Origin of the sequence: Granulicella aggregans (genome assembly GCF_014203275.1) — a bacterium.
Lineage (GTDB): Bacteria > Acidobacteriota > Terriglobia > Terriglobales > Acidobacteriaceae > Edaphobacter.
Genome location: NZ_JACHIP010000001.1, coordinates 1,153,223 through 1,172,421 on the forward strand (window position 1 = coordinate 1,153,223; position 19,199 = coordinate 1,172,421).

11 protein-coding genes are annotated in these 19,199 nt (G+C 59.0%); 2 read left to right on the forward strand and 9 right to left on the reverse strand.

All coding sequences use genetic code 11. The features are described 5' to 3' along the window. Window positions 1-31: 31 nt before the first annotated feature. Together HDF16_RS04870 and HDF16_RS04875 are read right to left on the reverse strand one after the other, a co-directional pair. A complete protein-coding gene (locus HDF16_RS04870) occupies window positions 32-2,386 on the reverse strand; it encodes an OPT family oligopeptide transporter (protein WP_184213971.1) in 2,355 nt (784 codons plus the stop codon). 35 nt (window positions 2,387-2,421) lie between these two features. Beyond that, window positions 2,422-3,081, reverse strand: a complete 660-nt coding sequence (locus HDF16_RS04875) for a pentapeptide repeat-containing protein (RefSeq protein WP_184213972.1) — start codon at window positions 3,079-3,081, stop codon at window positions 2,422-2,424. A 152-nt stretch (window positions 3,082-3,233) separates the two neighbouring features. Here HDF16_RS04875 and HDF16_RS04880 point away from each other — a divergent pair, with 152 nt between their 5' ends. Both HDF16_RS04880 and HDF16_RS04885 read left to right on the forward strand, forming a co-directional pair. Continuing rightward, window positions 3,234-4,217 carry a ComF family protein gene (locus tag HDF16_RS04880; protein ID WP_184213973.1) on the forward strand — a complete coding sequence of 328 codons (984 nt, stop codon included), beginning with the start codon at window positions 3,234-3,236 and terminating at the stop codon, window positions 4,215-4,217. Window positions 4,218-4,306: 89 nt separating this feature from the next. Beyond that, a complete protein-coding gene (locus HDF16_RS04885; protein WP_184213974.1) occupies window positions 4,307-4,954 on the forward strand; it encodes an HNH endonuclease in 648 nt (215 codons plus the stop codon). A gap of 18 nt (window positions 4,955-4,972) precedes the next feature. Here the strand turns inward: HDF16_RS04885 and HDF16_RS04890 are convergent, their stop codons facing one another. From HDF16_RS04890 to HDF16_RS04920, 7 genes are all read right to left on the reverse strand, one after another. Beyond that, entirely contained in the window at window positions 4,973-6,085 is a 1,113-nt protein-coding gene (locus tag HDF16_RS04890) for a phosphatidylinositol-specific phospholipase C1-like protein (RefSeq protein ID WP_246408650.1), read from the reverse strand. 17 nt (window positions 6,086-6,102) lie between these two features. Further along, a complete protein-coding gene (locus tag HDF16_RS04895; protein WP_184213976.1) occupies window positions 6,103-7,047 on the reverse strand; it encodes a metallophosphoesterase family protein in 945 nt (314 codons plus the stop codon). 26 nt (window positions 7,048-7,073) lie between these two features. Then, on the reverse strand, window positions 7,074-10,598 hold the full coding sequence (locus HDF16_RS04900) for a TonB-dependent receptor (RefSeq protein WP_184213977.1): 3,525 nt from the start codon (window positions 10,596-10,598) through the stop codon (window positions 7,074-7,076). A gap of 325 nt (window positions 10,599-10,923) precedes the next feature. Next, window positions 10,924-14,373, reverse strand: a complete 3,450-nt coding sequence (locus HDF16_RS04905; RefSeq protein WP_184213978.1) for a TonB-dependent receptor — start codon at window positions 14,371-14,373, stop codon at window positions 10,924-10,926. 219 nt (window positions 14,374-14,592) lie between these two features. Further along, entirely contained in the window at window positions 14,593-16,605 is a 2,013-nt protein-coding gene (locus HDF16_RS04910) for a hypothetical protein (RefSeq protein WP_184213979.1), read from the reverse strand. 710 nt (window positions 16,606-17,315) lie between these two features. Beyond that, window positions 17,316-18,203, reverse strand: coding sequence for a universal stress protein (locus HDF16_RS04915; RefSeq protein WP_184213980.1), 888 nt, complete (start codon window positions 18,201-18,203; stop codon window positions 17,316-17,318). Window positions 18,204-18,327: 124 nt separating this feature from the next. Then, entirely contained in the window at window positions 18,328-19,044 is a 717-nt protein-coding gene (locus HDF16_RS04920; protein ID WP_246408652.1) for a Crp/Fnr family transcriptional regulator, read from the reverse strand. Window positions 19,045-19,199 lie beyond the last annotated feature (155 nt).

Genomic DNA, 19,199 nt, shown 5'->3' on the forward strand with positions numbered 1-19,199 from the left:
TTTTAAGACCTGTCGATGAGTGGGTCTAACCCTATTTTGTATCCAAGGGCTTGCGCGCAAAGTAATAGAGGCTGAAGGCGAGCAGGCCGAACATGAGGACACTGACCCAGTCCTGATGCAGCGGGTTGTGGTCTGAGAAGCGCGGGAGCGGTCGATCGGTGGCCGCCTCATAAAGCTTGATGGCGACGCCGAGCAAGCCAACGATGCCGCCAGCGGCGATCAGACCAGAGGCGTATAGACTGCCGGGGGAGATTTCGGATTCGGTATCGAGTGCGGGGGTGACACTCGTGGGGACTGGAAGTCCGGTGGCGGGGTCGATCACATCCGGGTTGGTGGCAGCAAGCTTTGCCGCATGGTGCAGCATGGCGCGGTCGACCATCCAGCGCATCACGCCGCCGACCAGGATGGCAAGCGTCGTGGCAATGGAGAGATACGCGCCAACAGCGAAGGTGAGCGAGCGAACGCCGAGCAGTTCAACCACGATTACCAGCGCGACGCCCAGCAGGACCAGGCCCCACGCAAGCTTCTGCGTGAGAATGCCGTTAATAACAGTCGCCATAAGACGGCCCTGCGGCGCGGCGGCCTTCTCCGAGCCGATGCCTTGAACCCACTGAATCTCAATCTGCTTCGTTTCGGGGTTGTAGAGATATTTGCCGTCTTCGAGCGTTGTGGATCCGATGGCGTTCAGCAGGATGAGCTGGCGGGCACCGGTCACTTCCTCTTTGCCTTGGGAGATCGCTTTAGGGGGGAGCCCAGTGGCGATAGAGGCTCCGCCAGCTGCGGGCGCGGTTCTCGGCGAGGTGGAAACATGGCCGATAAGAGTGATGTGGTCTCGAGAGAAGGCACCGTTATTCTGGACACCGTCGGGCAGATTTGAGAGTGAGAAGGCGATGGGGTTCGGTAGCCGCTGAAACTCTTCCAAGCCCTTGTTCATGGCGTTGAGCGTGAATCCGATGGAGAAGACGCTGACGATGACGCCGATCATCAGCGCGAGTTGCTGTTTCCAGGGTGTTGCACCGATAAGGTAGCCGGTCTTCAGGTCCTGCGCGGTGTCGCCGGCGTTCGAGGCGGCGATGCAGACGATGCCGCCGATGGTGATGGCAAGCGCTCCGAAGGCAGGAGCCGTCCAGCCTTTGACCAGGAAGATCGCGGACGTGGCCATGAGAGTCGCGATTGTCATTCCTGAAACAGGTGAAGCCGAGCTGCCAACGATACCAACGATGCGAGCAGATACTGTAACAAACAAAAATCCAAAGACCACGACCAGCAGCGAAGCTGCGATGTTGGCGAGCGGCCCGACCTGCGCCCCCGGGACGGGATGGAACTGAAGGAATAGAAACATCAACAAGATGAGAACGACCGAGCCACCTAGCACGACGATGGGCGGGAGATCGTGCGTCGTGCGCGTCGGGGTGATGGCGACGCCCTTGTTCTTGCCGATGTTTTTCAGGCCCTCGGTGAGCGCGCTGACAATAGTTGGCGCGGTACGCATCAGCGTGATGACGCCCGCGGTAGCGACTGCTCCCGCTCCCATAGGCCGGACGTAAGTCTTCCAGAGGTCAGAGGGACTCATGTCGTGGATGGGAATGGTGCCGGGGTAGAGAGGGCCGGTCATATGCGAGCCGAAGAAATAGATCGCCGGAAGCAGCACAAGCCACGAGAAGAATCCGCCTGCAAACATGACCGCCGAGACACGCAGCCCGATGATGTAGCCTACGCCGAGATACTCCGGCGTAACATCCGCGCGGATGGCCGCGCCCTTGAGAATCTCCTGCCGCCCGAAGGAGGGTTGCCAGTTCGGGGTGGATGGCCAGAGGGCGAAGATGTTCTCGTTCTGGAAGAGCGTGTAGAGGGCGCCGAGGCCGAGGCCGAAGAAGACCCGTGAAGCAAATGAACCGCCACGCTCTCCAGCGATCAGGACGTCGGCGCAGGCGGTGCCTTCGGGATAGATGAGGGTGCCGTGCTCTTCGACGATGAGTTGGCGGCGAAGCGGGATCATGAAGAGGACGCCGAGCCAGCCGCCGAAGAGCGCCAAGGCAAAGATGCGTGTGCTCTCAAGATCGAAGCCCAGAAAGATCAACGCCGGCAGAGTGAAGATGACGCCCGAAGCGATGGATTGCCCGGCATTTCCGGTCGTCTGGACGATGTTGTTCTCGAGGATGCTGGCCTTGCCGAAGGCCCGCAGGATGGAGATGGAGAGCACCGAGATCGGAATACTGGCTGCGACCGTCAGGCCCGCGCGTAGCCCGACATAGACCGTGACCGCGCCAAACAGGACGCCGAAAAAGGCCCCAAGGATAAGCGCGCGGGCGGTCAGTTCGGGGCGAGTCTCGGTCGCGGCGACGAAGGGCTTGAACGTGGTCTTTGCGGTAGACGATGGCGGCATGGAGCGAAGTGTATCAGGATGAATCAACTTCACACCTACCTGATGACAACCTCGAGGAACCGCGCAAGGTCCATGGCTTGGGCTGGACTGACGATCGCGCCCCGGAGATCGGTCACGCGAAGCGAGATCTCCGCAATGTCGCAGGTGGACAGATCGAGCCCGGAGAGATTTGCCTCTGCGAGATCAGCCTTGCGAAGTGCGACATCTTTCATGCGGGTGCCTTCGAAGCTCATCCCGTTGAGCGCAGCCTCACGGAACTGGCTACTGACGATCTCGCAGTGGTGAAGGCGTCCCTCGCTGAGATGGCTGAAGCTGGCGTCGCAGCGCTCCATCAGGACATCTTCGAAGCGGCAGCCAAAAGCGTTGAGCCCAGTAAGTTTGCAGTCCACAAACTCGACGCGCGTGGCCTCGCAGGCGCGCAGCATCGCGTTCGATAGATCGCAGCCCACGAAACTCACGTCGAAGAGGCGAAGCACGGCGATCTCCGAGTTCGCGAACGAAACCCGATCAAAGATCAGGTTGCCTCCCCGGAGAGCCGGAATGCGGCGGCTGGAGAGATCGAGATTCGTAAAGCAGAGGTCTTCAAGCGGCGAACCGGTAAGGAGATGGTCTTCGGTTCCGACAGTAAATTCATCGCGGGCCGGGAGCCGCCGCGGACGATTGCGGCTTCGTTCGCTCTTCTTCTTCTCTGCCATCGGATCAAGAATACAGTTCCGCGCTGGGTACCGGCATCACGGCAACCGAGGCATATTCATTGGCGCAGCGCCCTGCTTAGGCTATACTGCGTCCATGGCGCGGTCTGATCGACCTGGAGCGCCAGCGAGTGAGGTGCGTCTTCAGCGAAAGCATGAAGGACAATGCGCTCGATGTGTCCGCGGGGGCTCCACCCGGCGGCCCGCCAGGCAACCTGCTGGCCAATCCGCCTCGTGGCACGATGGAATGGCGCGCGGTGGTGCGCGTACTTCGAAGTCCAGCGCGAGCCGCTTCTTCCGTCTTCGATGACCTTGTAATGACATTCTTTCCGGCTGATTGCCGTGCGTGCGGCGCTTCCCTGCTGCATGCTGAGTTCTCCCCCCAAGACATTCCTATCTGCGACCTCTGCCTGTCGCAACTTCGTCCACAATCGCAGACGGTTGCGTCTGCGTTATGTCGCGTCTGCGGTGAAGCGCTGGGCATGGAGAGCGACCGGTTTCTCGGCAACTCTCCTACCGAGGGGCTGCTGTGTTCGCCCTGTCGTTTCGTCCCTCCATCCTTTGAGCGCGCTGTCGCCTACGGCGTCTACAAGGACGAGTTGCGCGAGATGCTCCACCTGCTGAAGTACGACGGCGTGCGATCGCTGGCGAGACCGCTGGCAGCCAAGCTGGCGCTGGCAATCCTTATGTTCGAGCGGGCAGAAGGATGGACCGGTCGTGCAAGCGTAATCTCTGTTCCACTCTTTGCCGGAAGCCACAGTCAGCGCGGCTTCAATCAGGCAGAGGCGCTGGCGGATGAAGCGATCGTCAACTTACGGAAGCTCCGCCCGGGCTGGAATCTGAAGGCAAAGCACGGCCTGCTGAAGCGCGTGAAGGCCACGGAGAGTCAGTTCAATCTGAGCGACAAGGGCCGCCGCAGAAATCTCATTGGAGCGTTCAAGGTCTTCGACGAAACCAATGCTCTGGCTGGCGCGGACGTGCTCCTGATCGACGATATCTATACGACAGGAGCGACCTCCAGGGCCTGCTCACAAGCGCTTATAAAAGCGGGCGCACGACGCGTCTGGGTCGCCACGCTGGCTCGCGCTCAAAAGGAGCAAGTGGCATTGTGGGATTCCGGTGCGCGCGATTTCGGATAGCGCCAGAGATCGATGGCCAGCAGATCAAGCCGATTTCACGAACTCGAATTTCTAAAGATTTCAGCCTTAGAACGAAGCGGAGGATTTGGATGCAAGCATCGAAGACACGCAAGCAACGAGTGGGCGGCAAGTGCCACGCCATGCTCCACGGCCGCACCCCGACAACCGAGATTGAAGTCCGCGCCGGCGTCTTTCGACAACCGCCGATGCAGACGCCGGTGCTGGTGCTGAACGCTTCCTACGAGCCGATCAACATCTGCGGCGCGAGGCGGGCTCTCGTGCTCGTCCTAAAGGGAGTGGCCAAGACCGAAGAGGAGCAGGGCTCTATGCTGCACGCCGCTCGCATGCGCGTGGCCATGCCCAGCGTGATCCGGCTGCTGGAGTACCGTCGCATTCCCCACCAGACGCGGGCGCTCTCACGCAAGAACATCCTGCTGCGCGACCGCAACTGCTGCCAATATTGCAGTGTGATTCTGACCGCGAGCGAGCTTACGCTAGACCACGTCATTCCACGGTCCCGGGGCGGTCTGTCAACGTGGGAGAACCTGGTCGCCTGCTGCCACGACTGCAACCGTCGCAAGGGCAACCAGATGCTGCATGAACTGACCGAGATGAGGCTGCAGCGCGAGCCCCGGCCCTTCAGCCTGCACACCTCGCGCCACATCATGCGCATGATCGGCAGCGCCGATCCAAGCTGGCGCCGCTACCTGTACTTTGAGTCGGGCAACGCAGCCTGATCCGCGGCTGACGTTGCCTTACTTCCGGAGGTCTGCCGGACAGGACTTTGGAGCATTCGCGGGATCGCACCGCGCGACCTTGCCATCGGGCAGCGACACGGAGTAGCCGCCAGCCCAGCGCGCCGGTTCTGCCGCAGGGTAGTCGGTACTCAACAATTGAGCACCGCTGGCGATCATGGCATCGCGACGAGTGGTCTCGTTCGTGCGAGCCTCCTTCGTATCCCCATCCGTCCGAGCGCGGATGAGATAGCCCTTGCGAACCAAAGCGGTGATGTCCTCGGCAGGGCCGTCGTTGCGCTCAATGAAAGCGGCGTCCGGCTCTCCGGGTGCGGCATTGGTGAAAAGGACGCGGCCCTTCAACGAAGGATGCCCTTCGAGATAGACCGGTCCCACATTGCGCTGATCCATCAGGAAGACGACCTTACCTCGAGACGCTTCGAGCGTCGGCCAGTTATTGGCAAGCACGGCCTTCTCCAGCGTGGGGTAACTGCCGCGCACATCATCCGGTGTGATCAACTCATCAGCCGGAAACACTGAACGAATCTCAGCATCTAGGGCATCGAACGTCGACGAAGTGAACTTCTCAGGCTCGGTGACTTTGATGCTCTTCGGCGAATCCTGCTTGGTCTCAACGAGGATGAATACCGGCACATGCCCAGGATGCGCGTGCGACCAGCTTCGTACCTCATCCAAACATGCGATGAAGGGCTGGCAGTTGCTGCGGTAGTCAACATCCTGAACGTGCATCACCTTGAAGCCGGGCTTGTCCATCAGGTGGTTCGGGTCGAAGTCAGGATCGGCAGGCAGGCCTGCAGCTGCTGCCGTCGCTGGCCCTGAAGGATGAGAGTAAAGGCCGCCCTTGCTGTCCGCATAGACGTCGAGTTCGATCTGCCGTACGCCGCCGTCGAACTGCTTTGTCAGCGCCGGGTGGCTGTAGTCCAGCCCCGCAAATGCCTTTGCATACTTCGCCTGCCAGACCTTCGCTTCGTTAGGAGCGATGCCAGCGTGATAGCTGTTATGCGTGCCGATTACCTGAATCTGATTGAGTTTCACAGCGGGCGATTGAGCAAAGGAGGGAATGCACGACAAGGACAAAGCCGACAACGCGGCGTAGGACCAGAACGGCTTCAAGGTATAGCTCCGGAGTTTCAGGCGGTGCGGTAAGGCTTGCTGTAGTGTGTCTCCCACTCCACGAGATCGGCGTTCATTAACTTCCATGTGCCGTGCTTCGTGTCGACCTCCATCAGCATGTAGGCGTTGGGATCGTAGCGAGTGGCGGCCATCACATAGTGCTGCGGGCCATAAGTGTGCTGATAGTCGATCCACTTGTGCTTGTGTCCGGAGACGACGAGCTGGATCGTGTCCTTATACTTGCGGAGAATCGGGTGAAGACCATAGTCCGCAAACTCTGCCGGCACGTCCTGAACCAGCGGATAGTGAATGAACACGAACGTCGGCTTCTGCTGCTGAAGCTGCGCCTCGAACCAGTGAAGCTGCTCTTCCCCGAGCGATCCGATGCCGGGATTGAAGTTTGAAGCCGTGCGGTCCTGCGTGCTGCCGAGGAAGTTATTCAGGTGGATAAACTTGTAGCCCTTATAGTCCAGCGCTGAGTAAGGCTTGGCGTTGAACTTCGCTTCGAAGAGGCGATGGCTCATCTCGCGCGAAACGCGATGGACATCGTAATCATGATTGCCGAAGCCAAGGTGAACCGGCATCTTGAAGCCATCCGTGATGGCCTTCGCGTTGTCGAGCCGTGTAGTGTTCTTGAAGTAAAAGTCGTAGTCCAGCGACGGATAGTTATGGAAGTAGTCGCCAATCAGGAAGACCTGTTCGATGGCGGGGTTCAGCGAGTTGATCAGGTCTCGAGCAGAGGTCAGGCGGGGCGTAGTGACGAGAATACTCTCGTTATCTTCGACACCGTTCTCGCTGCCTTTAACGTAGAAGTCGTCGATGATGTGGGTGTCCGCGACGAGCGCGAAGTAGAACTTATCGGGAGAGGCCGTCGCCCGGACCCGCTCAGCCCAGAGTTTCTGGGTGAGCAGGGTTCCGAGCGATCCGCCGGCTAGAGTAGTGAACTGCCTGCGATTGATCATGATGCTCTCTTGACGTTCGATGCGGGCTAGAAGTTGATCTTGCCAGCCAACTGCAGGATACGGGCCGGGAAGGAGGAGGCAGCAGCGACGACGCCGAAGCCGGAAGCTCCGGAGCTGATGTTGCTGGTCGGGGCGGAGTAGTTCGTCTGGTTGAAGACGTTGAAGGCCTCTGCGCGGAAGTCAAACGTGAGACCTTCCGGGTAGAGGGCGAAGCTCTTATGCAGTCCGATGTCCGTCTGGTAAAAGCTATCGAAACGCACGGAGTTACGCTGGGCGTTGCCGTACGGATGGTTGAAGTCTGGCACGGAGAACGCCGCCAAATTGAGGGTATTGGCAAGCACCGTGTTGTTGGACGCCCGCACACGCTGCGACTTGGGATTCACAAGCCTCATTCCAGGTACCTGGTTCGGACGCTGGGTGACGATGCCGGTGACCTGCTGCGCGCTGCTGGGTGAATAGCTGATGTTCACCGGAAGGCCACTGCTAGTGCTGTTGATTGCAGTGAGCTGCCAGCCGCCCAGTATCTGCTGGAGCGCGTAAGGCGCCTTCTGTCCGAACATCCGTCCCTTGCCGTAAGGCAGGTCGTAGACGATCGAGAGGATGTTGTTCAGAGGCTGATTGTAGGCGGAGACGCCGCGGTCGCCCTGGATATTGGCCAGGTTGACGCGGGAGTTATCCCCAAACGGCGTGTCGAGGTGTCCGGCTGCGTTATCAATCGCACGGGAGTAAGTGAACGAGTCAAGCAGGTAGAGACCGTGGCTTGCACGGTGCTCCAGCTTCGCCTGCAATGCGTTGTAGGACAAGAAGCCAGCCGGGATCGACTCTTCGATGGTGGTGAAGGTCGGGATCGGACGACGTGCTTGCAGCGATGCGACGCAACCGGTGGTCACCGTGGCGTTGCAGGTAGCGGTAACCGGGTTGGCGGCAGCCTGATTGAGGTCAGCAAGAACCTGGAGCTTCACGCCATGCTCTCCGACATACGAAGCCTCAAGCGAGGTCGAAGGTCCCAGTTGACGTTGCACAGTCAGATGGAAGCTCTGGACGTAACCGGTGGGCAGGTTCTTGGGAATGTAACGGGCCTGCGTGTTGAGATTGCGGGCTGCCAGTTGCGCCGCCGTTGCGGGGACGCCAGTGAGGCCGGTTGGGTATCCCTGCGACGAGGTACGGAAGCAAGGCGTTGGATTGCCGGGATCGTAAGCAGCCGAAGCTTGTCCCGCGGTGCATGGCGTCAGCGGAGCCGTCTCGTACTGCGGGGAAAGAGCGAACTGAGGCGTCTGCACGATGTTTGTGTTGACGATGTTGGGCAGGTTGTAGACGAGCAGGTTCTCTCCGCCCTCGCGGTTGAACTGAGCATAGTTGATGCCGTAACCAGCGCGGATAACGGTCTTCGGATCTACAGAGTACGAGAACCCAAAGCGTGGGGCGAAGTCGAGCTTCGGCATGTTGACCAGGGCGCGGTCATACAGAGAACCGGACTTAGCCAGGAGCAGTGAATTGGTCGTTGGGTCGAAGTTCGAGAGGAGATTGTTCGACTCCCACTGCGGCGTGACCAGTTCGTAGCGCAGACCAGCGTTGATGGTTAGCTTCGAGCTGACTCGGATGTCGTCCTGAAAGTAAGGGAAGTTCATCCGCTGGTTCAGGTGGACGACGAGGAAGTTGTTGAGCTGATAGGTGTCGCGTGCGCCGAAGAGAAAGTCTGCAAAGGCAGCAGCTTCTTTGGTCCCGGTGTTCTGAGCGTTTGCCTTGCCGGCACCGCCGTAGCTGTAGTAGCCGTTGTAGGTGTCCTGGCCATAGACGGGATTGAAGTCGTCGATCTCAGTATTGATGGCCTGGTACTCATAGCCGAACTTATACGTGCTGCGACCACGGATCCAGGTGTAGTTGACCTTCGGGTTGTAGACGGTAGGGTTCTGAAACTGGGGGTTGCTGCCCTGGTTACCGAACTGGGTGTAGCCGTTTACGCTCTGGACGTTCAAGCTACGAACGACGCGAGGATCAGTGGGCAGGCCAGAGATGCCGTTCTCAAGGCTGGGCAGCGATGCTCCGAAGGGCGACTTGCCGCCATCGGTGTGGGTGTAGGCAAAACGCGCGTCGAGGATCGAGTTCTGATTGAAGACGTGGGTAACGCCACCGGCATACTGCTGGTTGAAGATCTGGACATTCCCGTTGCTGTTTCCTCCAGCGGCACCGGGGATTGCGGGGGGTGCCTGGATGATGCCCTTGTGCTCGCTGTAGCGGAAGAATGCCGTCGTCTTCTGACTGGCGGTGTAGTCCATGCGAATGTCGCCCTTGTCGTCATGCAGGCCATCGAGCGGCAGGGAGGCATAGTTGTTGGTGATGGGAGCGCCGGGAACGTTTGCAGCGGGAAGGGCCGCGAGGATCCCTTTAGCGAAGGCCGAGACCGAAGGATCGTTGAATGGGACGACACCGTTTGTATAGGTGGTTCCGGTAAGCGGGTTGACCAGCGGCACCGCTGCGCCGTTTTCAGTGCTCGTACCGCTCAGGAAGGTGTAGCCGCCGTTGGCGATTGCGAGAGCACTGGTGCCAGCCTGGTTGGAGGTGGGGATCGTCGCCGAGGTGATCTGACGCAGGATCAGACGAGCACCTTCATAGTCGCCGAAGACAAAGAGCTTATCCTTGAGGATCGGACCGCCGAAGGTACCACCGAACTGGTTGCGGATCAGGATCGGCTTCTGCGGCTTGCCAGTGAGAGCGTTGTTCGGAGGAGTGAAGGGCCCGATGGCATTGAAGACCGTATTCCGGATGTAATCGTAAGCCTTGCCGTGAAACTTGTTCGTACCGCTGCGGATACTGACGTTGACAACGGCACCGGCGGACCGGCCGAACTCTGCGCTGTAGTTGTCTGTCTCCACCTTGAACTCGGAGATGGCATCGGGGGAAGGAGGAATTGCCTGATTCGAGAAGCCCTGGTTCGAGGTTCCGTAGGCGTTGTTGTCGAGACCGTCGAGAAGGAAGTTGTTGAACTCGCTGCGCTGACCGTTAACGTTGAAGGATGCGTCGCGACTGCTGTCGGTGCTGTTTTCGAGAACGTTGCGACGGACGCCGGGAACAAGAGCGGCGAGGTCGGCATAGGCACGGCCGTTGAGCGGCAGGTTTTCGACTTCGCGGGTGCCGATGACCTGGCCGCGTTCGCTGTTATCGGTTTCAAGCAGCGACGCCGCGTTCGCGTCAACGGTGACCGTCTCCGTGCTCGATCCGGCCTTCATCGTCACGTCTACACGCTGACGTGCGTTGACGGCAACGGTGAAGTTCTGTGTGGCGGCGCTGTCGAAACCAGTCGCCTCGGCCGCAACCTGATATTGGCCGATCTTGACGTCGGTGAACTGGAAAGCTCCCTGGTCGTTGGTCTTGGAGACAACCTGCGCCTTGGTCTCCTGGTTCGTCAGGGTCACGGTCGCGTTCGGGATTACAGCGCCGGAAGCGTCACGGATGTATCCAAGAACCGACGCGGTCTCGAACTGGGCGAGAGCTGAAATGGGGGCGCAGGCAAGGAAGATCAAAAACATTGCCAGAGTGGCGATACGTCTCATCTAGGTCTCCAGAAAGTGGTGAATAAGGTTCTGCCGTGTCGTGTGCTCTTGCGCGGGATTGCCTCGCGACGACGCGTGTCAATGGCCTGTTGTGTGTAATTAGGATGGGCGATTTCCGTTAACATCCGGTTGCCTCTTTGTGAACGCAGGAAGAATAAGCGGTAACGTAGCCCATATTCGCTGGACTTTCATCCTGCGAAAAGACCTCATTCGGTCGATTCGAGCAGTCGGTAGAATTCCCTATGCCGTACACCTGTCGCGACAGCGGACAAGTGTACGGCATAGGGAATGAAACGGTCTACGGCGAAGACGCTACGTGCTGGTTTTAGAAGTTGATCCTACCGGCAAGTTCCAGGCTGCGCGGACCGGCACCCTCGGCAGACTCAAGTCCGGGAATCTGCCCGAAGTTGCCCGCATCGACCTGCATGTTTGGGGGCAGATAGTTGCGGTGGTTGAAGACGTTGGCCGCCTCGGCTGAGAACTCAAACTTCACGTGCTCATAGAGAGCGATGTCCTTCCGCATGGACATCGAAAAGACTGCAGTACCCGGCCCGACGACACTGCCGACCCGAGCGTTGCCGAAGGAGCCCTGATTGGCTGCGGGAATTCCGAAAGCGGCGGGATTGAGCCACTGAGTAGTGGTCCGATTCGTAGCGTAAAGCGTAACTCCAGAATGGATGTCCGCGTGGGTCTGCCCGACGGTCGTAAGGATGTTTGTGTTGGCCGGGTCAGAGCTTGACTGGTACGGAGTGAGGAACGCGCCGCTCTGGAGCACGGTCACTCCGCCCAGATGCCAGTCGCCGATGATCGTATTGATCGGGCCATTGCCCGGAAAGAACCGCTGTCCTTTGCCGAATGGGAGGTCGTAGAGGTACGTGACCAGGAAGCGATTCTTACGGTCGTAACTAACGTTGCCGTAGTCAAGCCCGGGATGAAAGCGGTCCGTCACAAAGTTACCGCCAGAACCGGCGAAGCCGCTGGGCGTAGCTCCGGCGGCGTCTGAAAGGTCACGGGTGAAGGTGTAGCTTGCGTCGAATGTAAGATTCTTTCCGCTGCGCCGCGAGACCTCAACCGTGCCGCTGCCGTAGTTGCTCTCGGCGAGATTTTCGACGCTCTGGATGACGCTCCAGGAGGTATAGGGAACGGTCGCGGGATCGTAGGGTGTGGTGCTGGCGGGAACCTGGTTGAGGTCGACGAAGGTCTCGAGGTTCGAGCCGTGGCTGCCAACATAAGAGAACCGCAAGCCGTAGCCTTTGCCCAGATCCTGCTCGACCGTCATGTTCCACTGCTGGACTGATGGATCTTTGTAGTGGATCGGGAATGCGTAATAGAAGCCGGCCGTGCCTGCGAGACTCGCCGCATCAAGGGCGGGAAAGGGATTGGCGAGCGAGAGTTGCGGCGTCACACCATCGTCGCCAACGGACTGGCTATAGACGCCGACATAGCTGGCATGGACGGCCCAGCCGGACACCAGCGAGAAGCCCAGCGGGCTCTCGATGAAGCGGCCCCAGCCGCCGCGAACCACCATCTTGTCGTTACCGTAAGGACGCCAGGCGAAGCCGATGCGCGGCCCGTAGTCGTTCTTGTAGGTGTAGCGAAGCGTCTCCGGCAACCGGGCCTGCTGCGCGGTGAGCGTGGGAGTCGGCGAGATCGCGTTCATAAAATCAGTCGACTCGAACGACTCGGCCTTGGCATTAGGTACGACGACGGCTCCGTGTACGGTCGAGCCGTCGGTACCGGGTCCGTTGTAATCAGGAAGGAAGAACGCCGTGTTGTAGTTCGTCTCCTTCAAGGGAGGGTGAAGCTCATACCGGAGACCGAGGTTGAGCGTCAGCCGGGGAGTGATCTTCCAATCGTCCTGACCGTAGATGGCGTAGGAGTAGCCCAGGCCGTCCATCGTAGGCTTGTTGATCGTGGATGCCTCCGTGTAGTCCGGATATCCAGCAAGGAAGGAAGCGTAAGGATCACCGATGGTCGCGCCCGTGTCGGAAGAGCCATCGAAGACATACCATCCGCTGCTCAGGTTGCCGAAGACGTTGTCGTCATGATCGGTCAGACGTTTGAAGTCTCCACCGAACTTGAAGTTGTGATGGCCCTTGTTCCAGGTGACGTTATCCAGCAACTCCACGGTCTGGCTGCGCTGGCGTGTGGGGTTACCGCCTCCCGTCGCCATGAAGCCGTTGATCAGCAACTGCGGAGCCTCCGACCAGGCAAGGTTCGTCTGCGGAACGGAAAGGTCGGTCTGTTGCAGCAGTTGGCTGGTGCTGTAGTTCTGCGTCGTTGACGTATGCTGCGCGTTGAATCCGCCGCGAAACTCGTTCAACAGTGTCGGAGTGAAGATGTAGTTGTGCGCGAACGTCATCCCCTCATCGATCTCAGGAATGCTGTAAGAGCCCTGGAGCGGGCTTCCTGCCGACTGGCAGAAATTGAAAGTACAACTGGTGTCCGGCGCGGAGATCACCTGGCGGTTCTTATACGAAAAGCGCGCGAAGACACTCTGCTTCTGCGTGATGCGGTGATCGAGCCGCACGTCTCCCTGATTCGTAGAGATGGGGGAGGGAAAGTTCGTGCGGTAGTTCTGCGAGTAGGAGTCTGCCGGTCCGAAGTTCGGCAGTGGCATAAGGTACTGCAGCATCTTCGCTGCGGTGGGATCTACGGGGACGTGACTGGCATCGATTGGAGTGCCATCGGGCGCGTAGATGGCCGCGACTCCCTGCTTGGAAAGATAGTCGGTCAGATCGGCATAACCGCTGCCATCGCCTCGCATCGCAAGTGTGGGAACGCTGGTATTGATGGGCGTCTCACGCGGCAGGCGCAAGCCTTCATAGCTGGCGAAGAAGAAGGTCCGGTCTCGTCCGTTGTAAAGATGTGGAATGCCGAGAGGTCCGCCGAGTGTGCCCCCGAAGTCATTCATGATGATCTTCGGCTTGCTGCCCTGAATCGAATCGCCAGCGTTGAATACCGTGTTCTGGTGATTCTCGAAGAGTCCACCGTGAAAGGCACCCGTGCCCGCCTTCGAAACAGTAGTGATGTCGGCGACGCCAGAGAATTCAGCATTATTGTTCGACTCACTAACGCGGATCTCCTCAATCGAGTTGAAGGAGGGGAACATCTCGTTGATCGGCCCGGAGTACTCCACGCCGACACTGCTGATGCCGTCGATGGTGAGACTAAGCAGCGCTGGCGTCGCACCCATTACGGATAAGTTCCCACCCGCGTCCGTCTGCACTCCGGCTTCTGTCGTCAAAGTCGAGATGGGGCTCGTCGAGCCGGTGGAACGCGAGTAGATCGCGACCGGAAGACTAACCAGCTCCGTCCCAAGCTTGGTCTCTGCGAGATTCGAAACTTCGGTAGTGATGACGTTTTGCGCGGTCTCTTCGACCGTCACCGTCTGGGTCTCAGATCCCAACTTCAAAGCAGCCTCAATGCGGCGAGACTCGCGGGCATTGATGGCGATTTCAGGCAAGCTGTACTTCTCGAAGCCCGGCGCGGAGATTGATAGGCTGTAGGTGCCGATGTCGATATTGCTAAGCGTAAACTCGCCGCCGGAGTCACTGGTAGCTGTACGCGTCGAAGTAGTGCCCTTATTCGTAAGCAGAATCATCGCGCCGGGAACGACAGCACCGGTTGAATCTTTCACCGTTCCCAGAATCGTACCGAAGGTCGATTGCGCCTGAGAGAACGTTGCCATCAATGCGATGAACAGGATAAGCAGCGAAGCGCGAAGCATGCGGGAAGAGAAGAACGTCAGAAGGACCGGCCGGAAGAGATGCATGTGCGTTGACCTCATGGAATGGGGATAAATGCATGCAGATCTGGTTTTTCTTGTCTGGTTTTTCTTATCTTGCTTCGCCAGGAGGGTCGAGGCTTCGCGGGCTCGACTGCGGCGGGATGGGTGCTGCGGAGTGGAGGTCGATAAAGTGGAAAAAATGCGGCCCCGTCTCTATATGCGGGACCGCGTTAGCTGAAAGTACAAGTTTCCGAAACTGATCGACTACGGAACCATAGGCAGATCCATAGTCGGGTTCTTGTTGAGGAAGCCGAAGGGCCGCAGCGAAAACATGTGCCACATGATCGGCATCTGCGGCCAGTCCTCAGCGCGTGGGACATGGTGGAAGCCAACCGTATACCACGCGACGATGTCCGTGTTCATGATGCTTCGGTTCTGCTTCACCCATTCGGGCAGACTGTCGTCGCCCTTGCTACCCATGACGTAGACGCCTGAGACATAGCGCTCCGTCGGATCATAAGGCGTGACCCAGAGGCTGTGCTCCGAGAAGCCCGCACGCTTCTGCGGCCACTCGGAAGAAGGCAGCAGACTGATGCCGGTCTCGCCGGGCATGATCTCGAAGCTCGTGTTCTGTCCCAAAGAGTTCTTCACACCTTCGTTCGAGAACCGCCACATCGCCGGATGGTCGAGCGAGACGTTCAGCTTCGCGTCGCCTTCGGTCGCGATCATCTCCGGCTTCATCGCCCATATCCATTTGCGGCCAAGCGATGTATCGGGCAGCTTGAAGGGGACGAGCTTATCGACCATCAGGCTGTTCTTCGTGCCATCCACATCGAGATCGAGGCGATAGCTGAAGTAGTGGTCATGATCGACCGCGCTGGTACCCGGCGCAACCAGCTGTCCAAACTGCACTGGCTTCCCATCGGTGTCCGTACCTTCCATGTTGGCGGAGAGCTTGCCATCAGCCCTTTGATCTTTTACCGCCTTCACCTCGAGAATGCCGGTAGCGCCGACACCGACGGTGATGGATGCGTCCTGCTCAAACCGCCAATCGAAAAGGTAGTCATAGTTGCCGACCGTGGCGACGGTGCGGAAGACAAGCTCGCGGGTCGGTCGGCCGGAGATTGCGTAGGTGTCTTCATCCCAATGACGCCATGCCGGGTCGCCGCTCACTCGCTCGAACATGCAGGCAAGCTGCGGACGAATATAAGGCGTCCCGTTCTCGTGGAAGAACGTCCCGCTGAAAAATGTCGCGTAGGTGGGGCAATCAATCCCCGCCTGCAACGGCTTGATGATGCCGCCCGATCCCGTGTTAACGAAGTACTCTCCGGCATCAAGAAAGACGTGAGAGTTCCATGTCTCTTCGGGATCCTGATACGGCACATACATCTCAGAGAGAGCGCCTTCGTACAGGACCGACCGCGGCTTGCCCTCGTCCATGTAGGTGACAAGGTTTACCACCGGCCCGACGCGAGGATCAAGGCGGAAACGGAACTTCCAATTCTGCCAGCTGACCTCGCCATCCTTGATGGTGAAGCTTGGGCCGTTGGGCTGCGAGGTGAGGATCGGTTGCGTTCCCGGCAGCGCGCTACCTCCATCCGCGTCATAGAGGCTTGAAGTCGGAGGCATCGGCACGACGCCGTAGTCAGAGAAACGGACAATTTTCTTTCCCGCGACATCGACGATAAAGAAGATGCCCGGAATCTCGCGATCCCAGCCATACTTGGCGTTTGCGGAGTAAGTACATCCTCCCCATCCGATACGCTTGCCTTCTTCCTGTTCCGGAAGGCCGACATAACCTGCGGGCGTGACGTAGCAGGTCACCAGCCGCGTGTCCGTGATGCCGCGCTTCGTGAGCGCCTCCATTACACGCGGATCTTTCTTCAGGACATCATCGAAGCCGTGCATCTCCGTCTCAGTCATCGGTGCCTGGTAGTTCTTTAGCTCGGTGTACGAGTCGATCTTGCCCGCGGTGATGTCAACGACCGCCTCATAGCTCTTGCCGTCCGTCAGCAAGACAGCGTCGACCTTGCGCGGCATGGGTTTGCCCGGCTTCCAGGCGAGCACCTGCGCCTTCGGCGGTTCGCGCAGCAGGACGCTTGCGAAGATGGTCTTCTCCGCGAGCTTGCCGGCAGTCTGCAGGAGGTTGTAAGTCTTCCAGTATTCGTCGACGGTCAAGGCGTCCAACGGGTGATTGACCTTGGGCTGGAGCGCAAACGCCTGCGCCACAAAGATGAAGCTGAGCATGAGTGCGATGGATCTGGAACGCAATGCCAAGTGGCCTCCACTGGTTGTGTCCGGAGCTGTATAGCCCGGAACGGACGCGGATAGATAAGGCTACGCACCTCTCAGTTTCGAAAGGTGAAAGATCCGCACTCAAAATCGGGTTTCAGCGTGATGCTGTGCGAAAGGTACGAGCGGCGTACTTCGAGGGTCGAACGATTTCCTTGGAGAAAGCCAGAAGGCCGATTCCGGATGCAACTCGTCCGCAGATGCGCGTATCGAGCGGGTTCAATTGAGAAGTGACTCTCTCGTTATCCGACATCTGCGCCTGCAAGTCAAGTGTCTTGAGGGATTTGCTGAGTCGAGGGTACCTGCTGGTTCATCCGGATAGACTCGCCAGCAGGTTCGCTCGGTACAGACTGGGGAGATGCGGAGGACGGAACAGTGCTATGACTACCGCCGTTGCTGGCGCAACGTGCGGATCGCGCGGCTGCCTGCGCGAGACCTAAGCGGCTTGAAGACTTGAGGTTTGGGCGGCCGCCGCCACTGCAAGAACGATCAACGGCGGACAGTCGCTTCGCGATGCGTACCCCGTGCAGGCTCCCACACAGGTGCATGGCTGCTTGGTCGTGCAGGTTCCATTTGCTGTCTTTGAGATTGCCAATGCGGTCGTCTCCCTGAAAGAAACCTATTCGAAATAGCCTGCGAGCGATGTGATCAAGATCACATCGCTCGCAGGCAACGCGACTCCGGCACTGATTGATTCAACAAATGGTGAGTACCGGGCAATTGGCGCCTGCAAGAAGAGCTGCGGTAAGTCCACCCTCTACCCGGGTTAGCCAGAATGAAGAATGTCGAGCCCCGAGAACGATCAGGTCCGCATCCATCCTTTGTGTGAGACTCAAAAGACGGTCCGCCGCTTCTCCGTACTCGACCACGCATTCAGGCGTACACCAGTCGAAAGCTGACTCCGGAATGGAGTCTTTCAGACGCCTGAGGAAGCCTTCCTGGAGTTCGTCGCGAGTCTTGAAGCCTTCATCGTTAGGGTTGAGGACACAGCAGCAGAAGAGATGGGCGGCGTTCTCCTGGGCGAATGAGAGAGCGATGGCGGCTGCCTTTGCGGCCTCTGGCGAGAAGTCCGTCGCATAGAGGATGGTTTTGAAGACGAGAGGACCGGCCTTCGGTGTCCGAGCCAGAGGCCCGACGGTAAGGACCGGACAGACCGCGCCTCGCAGGATCTTTTCCGCGGTTGAACCGAGAATGAGGCGAGCCAGGCCCGACTTCGCCTCGGTTCCGGCGACGATAAGATCTGCCTGGTGCTCCCCGGCGATCTCCAGCAGAACGTCGGCGGGACGGTGCCCTTCGGTGGCGACGATGCTGGTACGAATTCCATCCAGAGGCATCTGCGAAGCGAAGTTCTGTAGATTGTCCGTGCTGATCTTCTTCCTCTCCCCTGCCATGCTGGGAAGAATCGCTTCCTCATAGGAAGCTGTCACAGAGGGATCGAAGACATTGGCGATCTCGAGGCTTGAGTTATACCGTCGGGCAATCCCGACAGCATAGGCAGCAGCTTTCTCCGATGCTTGCGAGAAGTCGGTAGCCAGCAGGATTCTATCGATGGTTAAAACGGTCGGTCCTTGAAGAAGTGGCATGGTCGCCTCCGCGATTGCGATGTGGCACCAACTTCTGTGCCTAAGGCCACGCTATGCCCTCCTCCTGGCTGACGCTGTGACGGCGCTCACACCGCATCGTGAATAAAGATCACAGATCGTGCAGCTACTCCGATGCAAGTTCGGTCAGACGCTCCGGCAGGAGGATCGTGACGGCAGCGCCCTGGATCCGAATGAGCTCGTCCTTCTGCATGCGGCTGAGCGTTCTTGAGACCGTCTCGCGCGAAGTGCCGGTGAAGCTGGCCAGATCATCGTGGGTCATCGTCATATGAAAGCGCATGGCCGCTTTGCCGCAGCTCTCTGACTTCGCCCAATCGAGGAGCAGACCGGCGATGCGGCCGGAGACCGACCCCGAGAGCGCCAACCGCCGTGCATCCGAGTACGCCGCCATGTACTCCTCGGACAGCGCCTTCGCGGCATGCATGCTCGCCTCTCCGTGGCGATTGAGAAACGGCAGGAAGTCAGTCCTATCGATGGCCTTGAGCGATACCGGCTCAAGCGCTTCGGCTGTCACTTCGAAGGGCGAGCCGGAGATGATCGCGCTAAGCCCAAGGACGTCTCCGGCGAGAGCAATCTTTAGATTTAGCGTCTTCCCGTCGCGAGAGGAGCAGGAGAGCTTCACCTTGCCATCGCAGAGAATATAGACCCGGTCACCGGGGTCGCCTTCCCTGAAAAGAACTGCCCCACTTTGCATCGAGGCCGAGCTTCCAATGGTGTCGAAGTCAGCCAGCGCGTCCGGAGCGAGGTTGCAGAACATGTGCTTCGGCCTCCAGCCACAGTTCTGGCAGTCGGCCGGGGCGCGGAGGTTGAGACGGTGAGGCATTCTGGCCTTTCCTGACCTTTGCGCGATCCTTAAGGAGCGGTTGCGCCTTGAGTCTAGCAGAGTGGCAACTGCGCGAAACCATCCGTTCGGATGAGTCCGTCTTTGCGAGCAGGAGGTCGCGGCGTAGTCTGTAAAGACGTGTCTTGCGCCCCGTT

Bases quoted from the DNA above. Each gene is read 5' to 3' on its own strand.
- HDF16_RS04905 (WP_184213978.1), bottom strand. From the start codon at position 14,373: ATGCATCTCTTCCGGCCGGTCCTTCTGACGTTCTTCTCTTCCCGCATG.
- HDF16_RS04885 (WP_184213974.1), top strand. From the start codon at position 4,307: ATGCAAGCATCGAAGACACGCAAGCAACGAGTGGGCGGCAAGTGCCAC.
- HDF16_RS04895 (WP_184213976.1), bottom strand. From the start codon at position 7,047: ATGATCAATCGCAGGCAGTTCACTACTCTAGCCGGCGGATCGCTCGGA.
- HDF16_RS04870 (WP_184213971.1), bottom strand. From the start codon at position 2,386: ATGCCGCCATCGTCTACCGCAAAGACCACGTTCAAGCCCTTCGTCGCC.
- HDF16_RS04875 (WP_184213972.1), bottom strand. From the start codon at position 3,081: ATGGCAGAGAAGAAGAAGAGCGAACGAAGCCGCAATCGTCCGCGGCGG.
- HDF16_RS04880 (WP_184213973.1), top strand. From the start codon at position 3,234: ATGAAGGACAATGCGCTCGATGTGTCCGCGGGGGCTCCACCCGGCGGC.
- HDF16_RS04920 (WP_246408652.1), bottom strand. From the start codon at position 19,044: ATGCCTCACCGTCTCAACCTCCGCGCCCCGGCCGACTGCCAGAACTGT.
- HDF16_RS04900 (WP_184213977.1), bottom strand. From the start codon at position 10,598: ATGAGACGTATCGCCACTCTGGCAATGTTTTTGATCTTCCTTGCCTGC.
- HDF16_RS04915 (WP_184213980.1), bottom strand. From the start codon at position 18,203: ATGCCACTTCTTCAAGGACCGACCGTTTTAACCATCGATAGAATCCTG.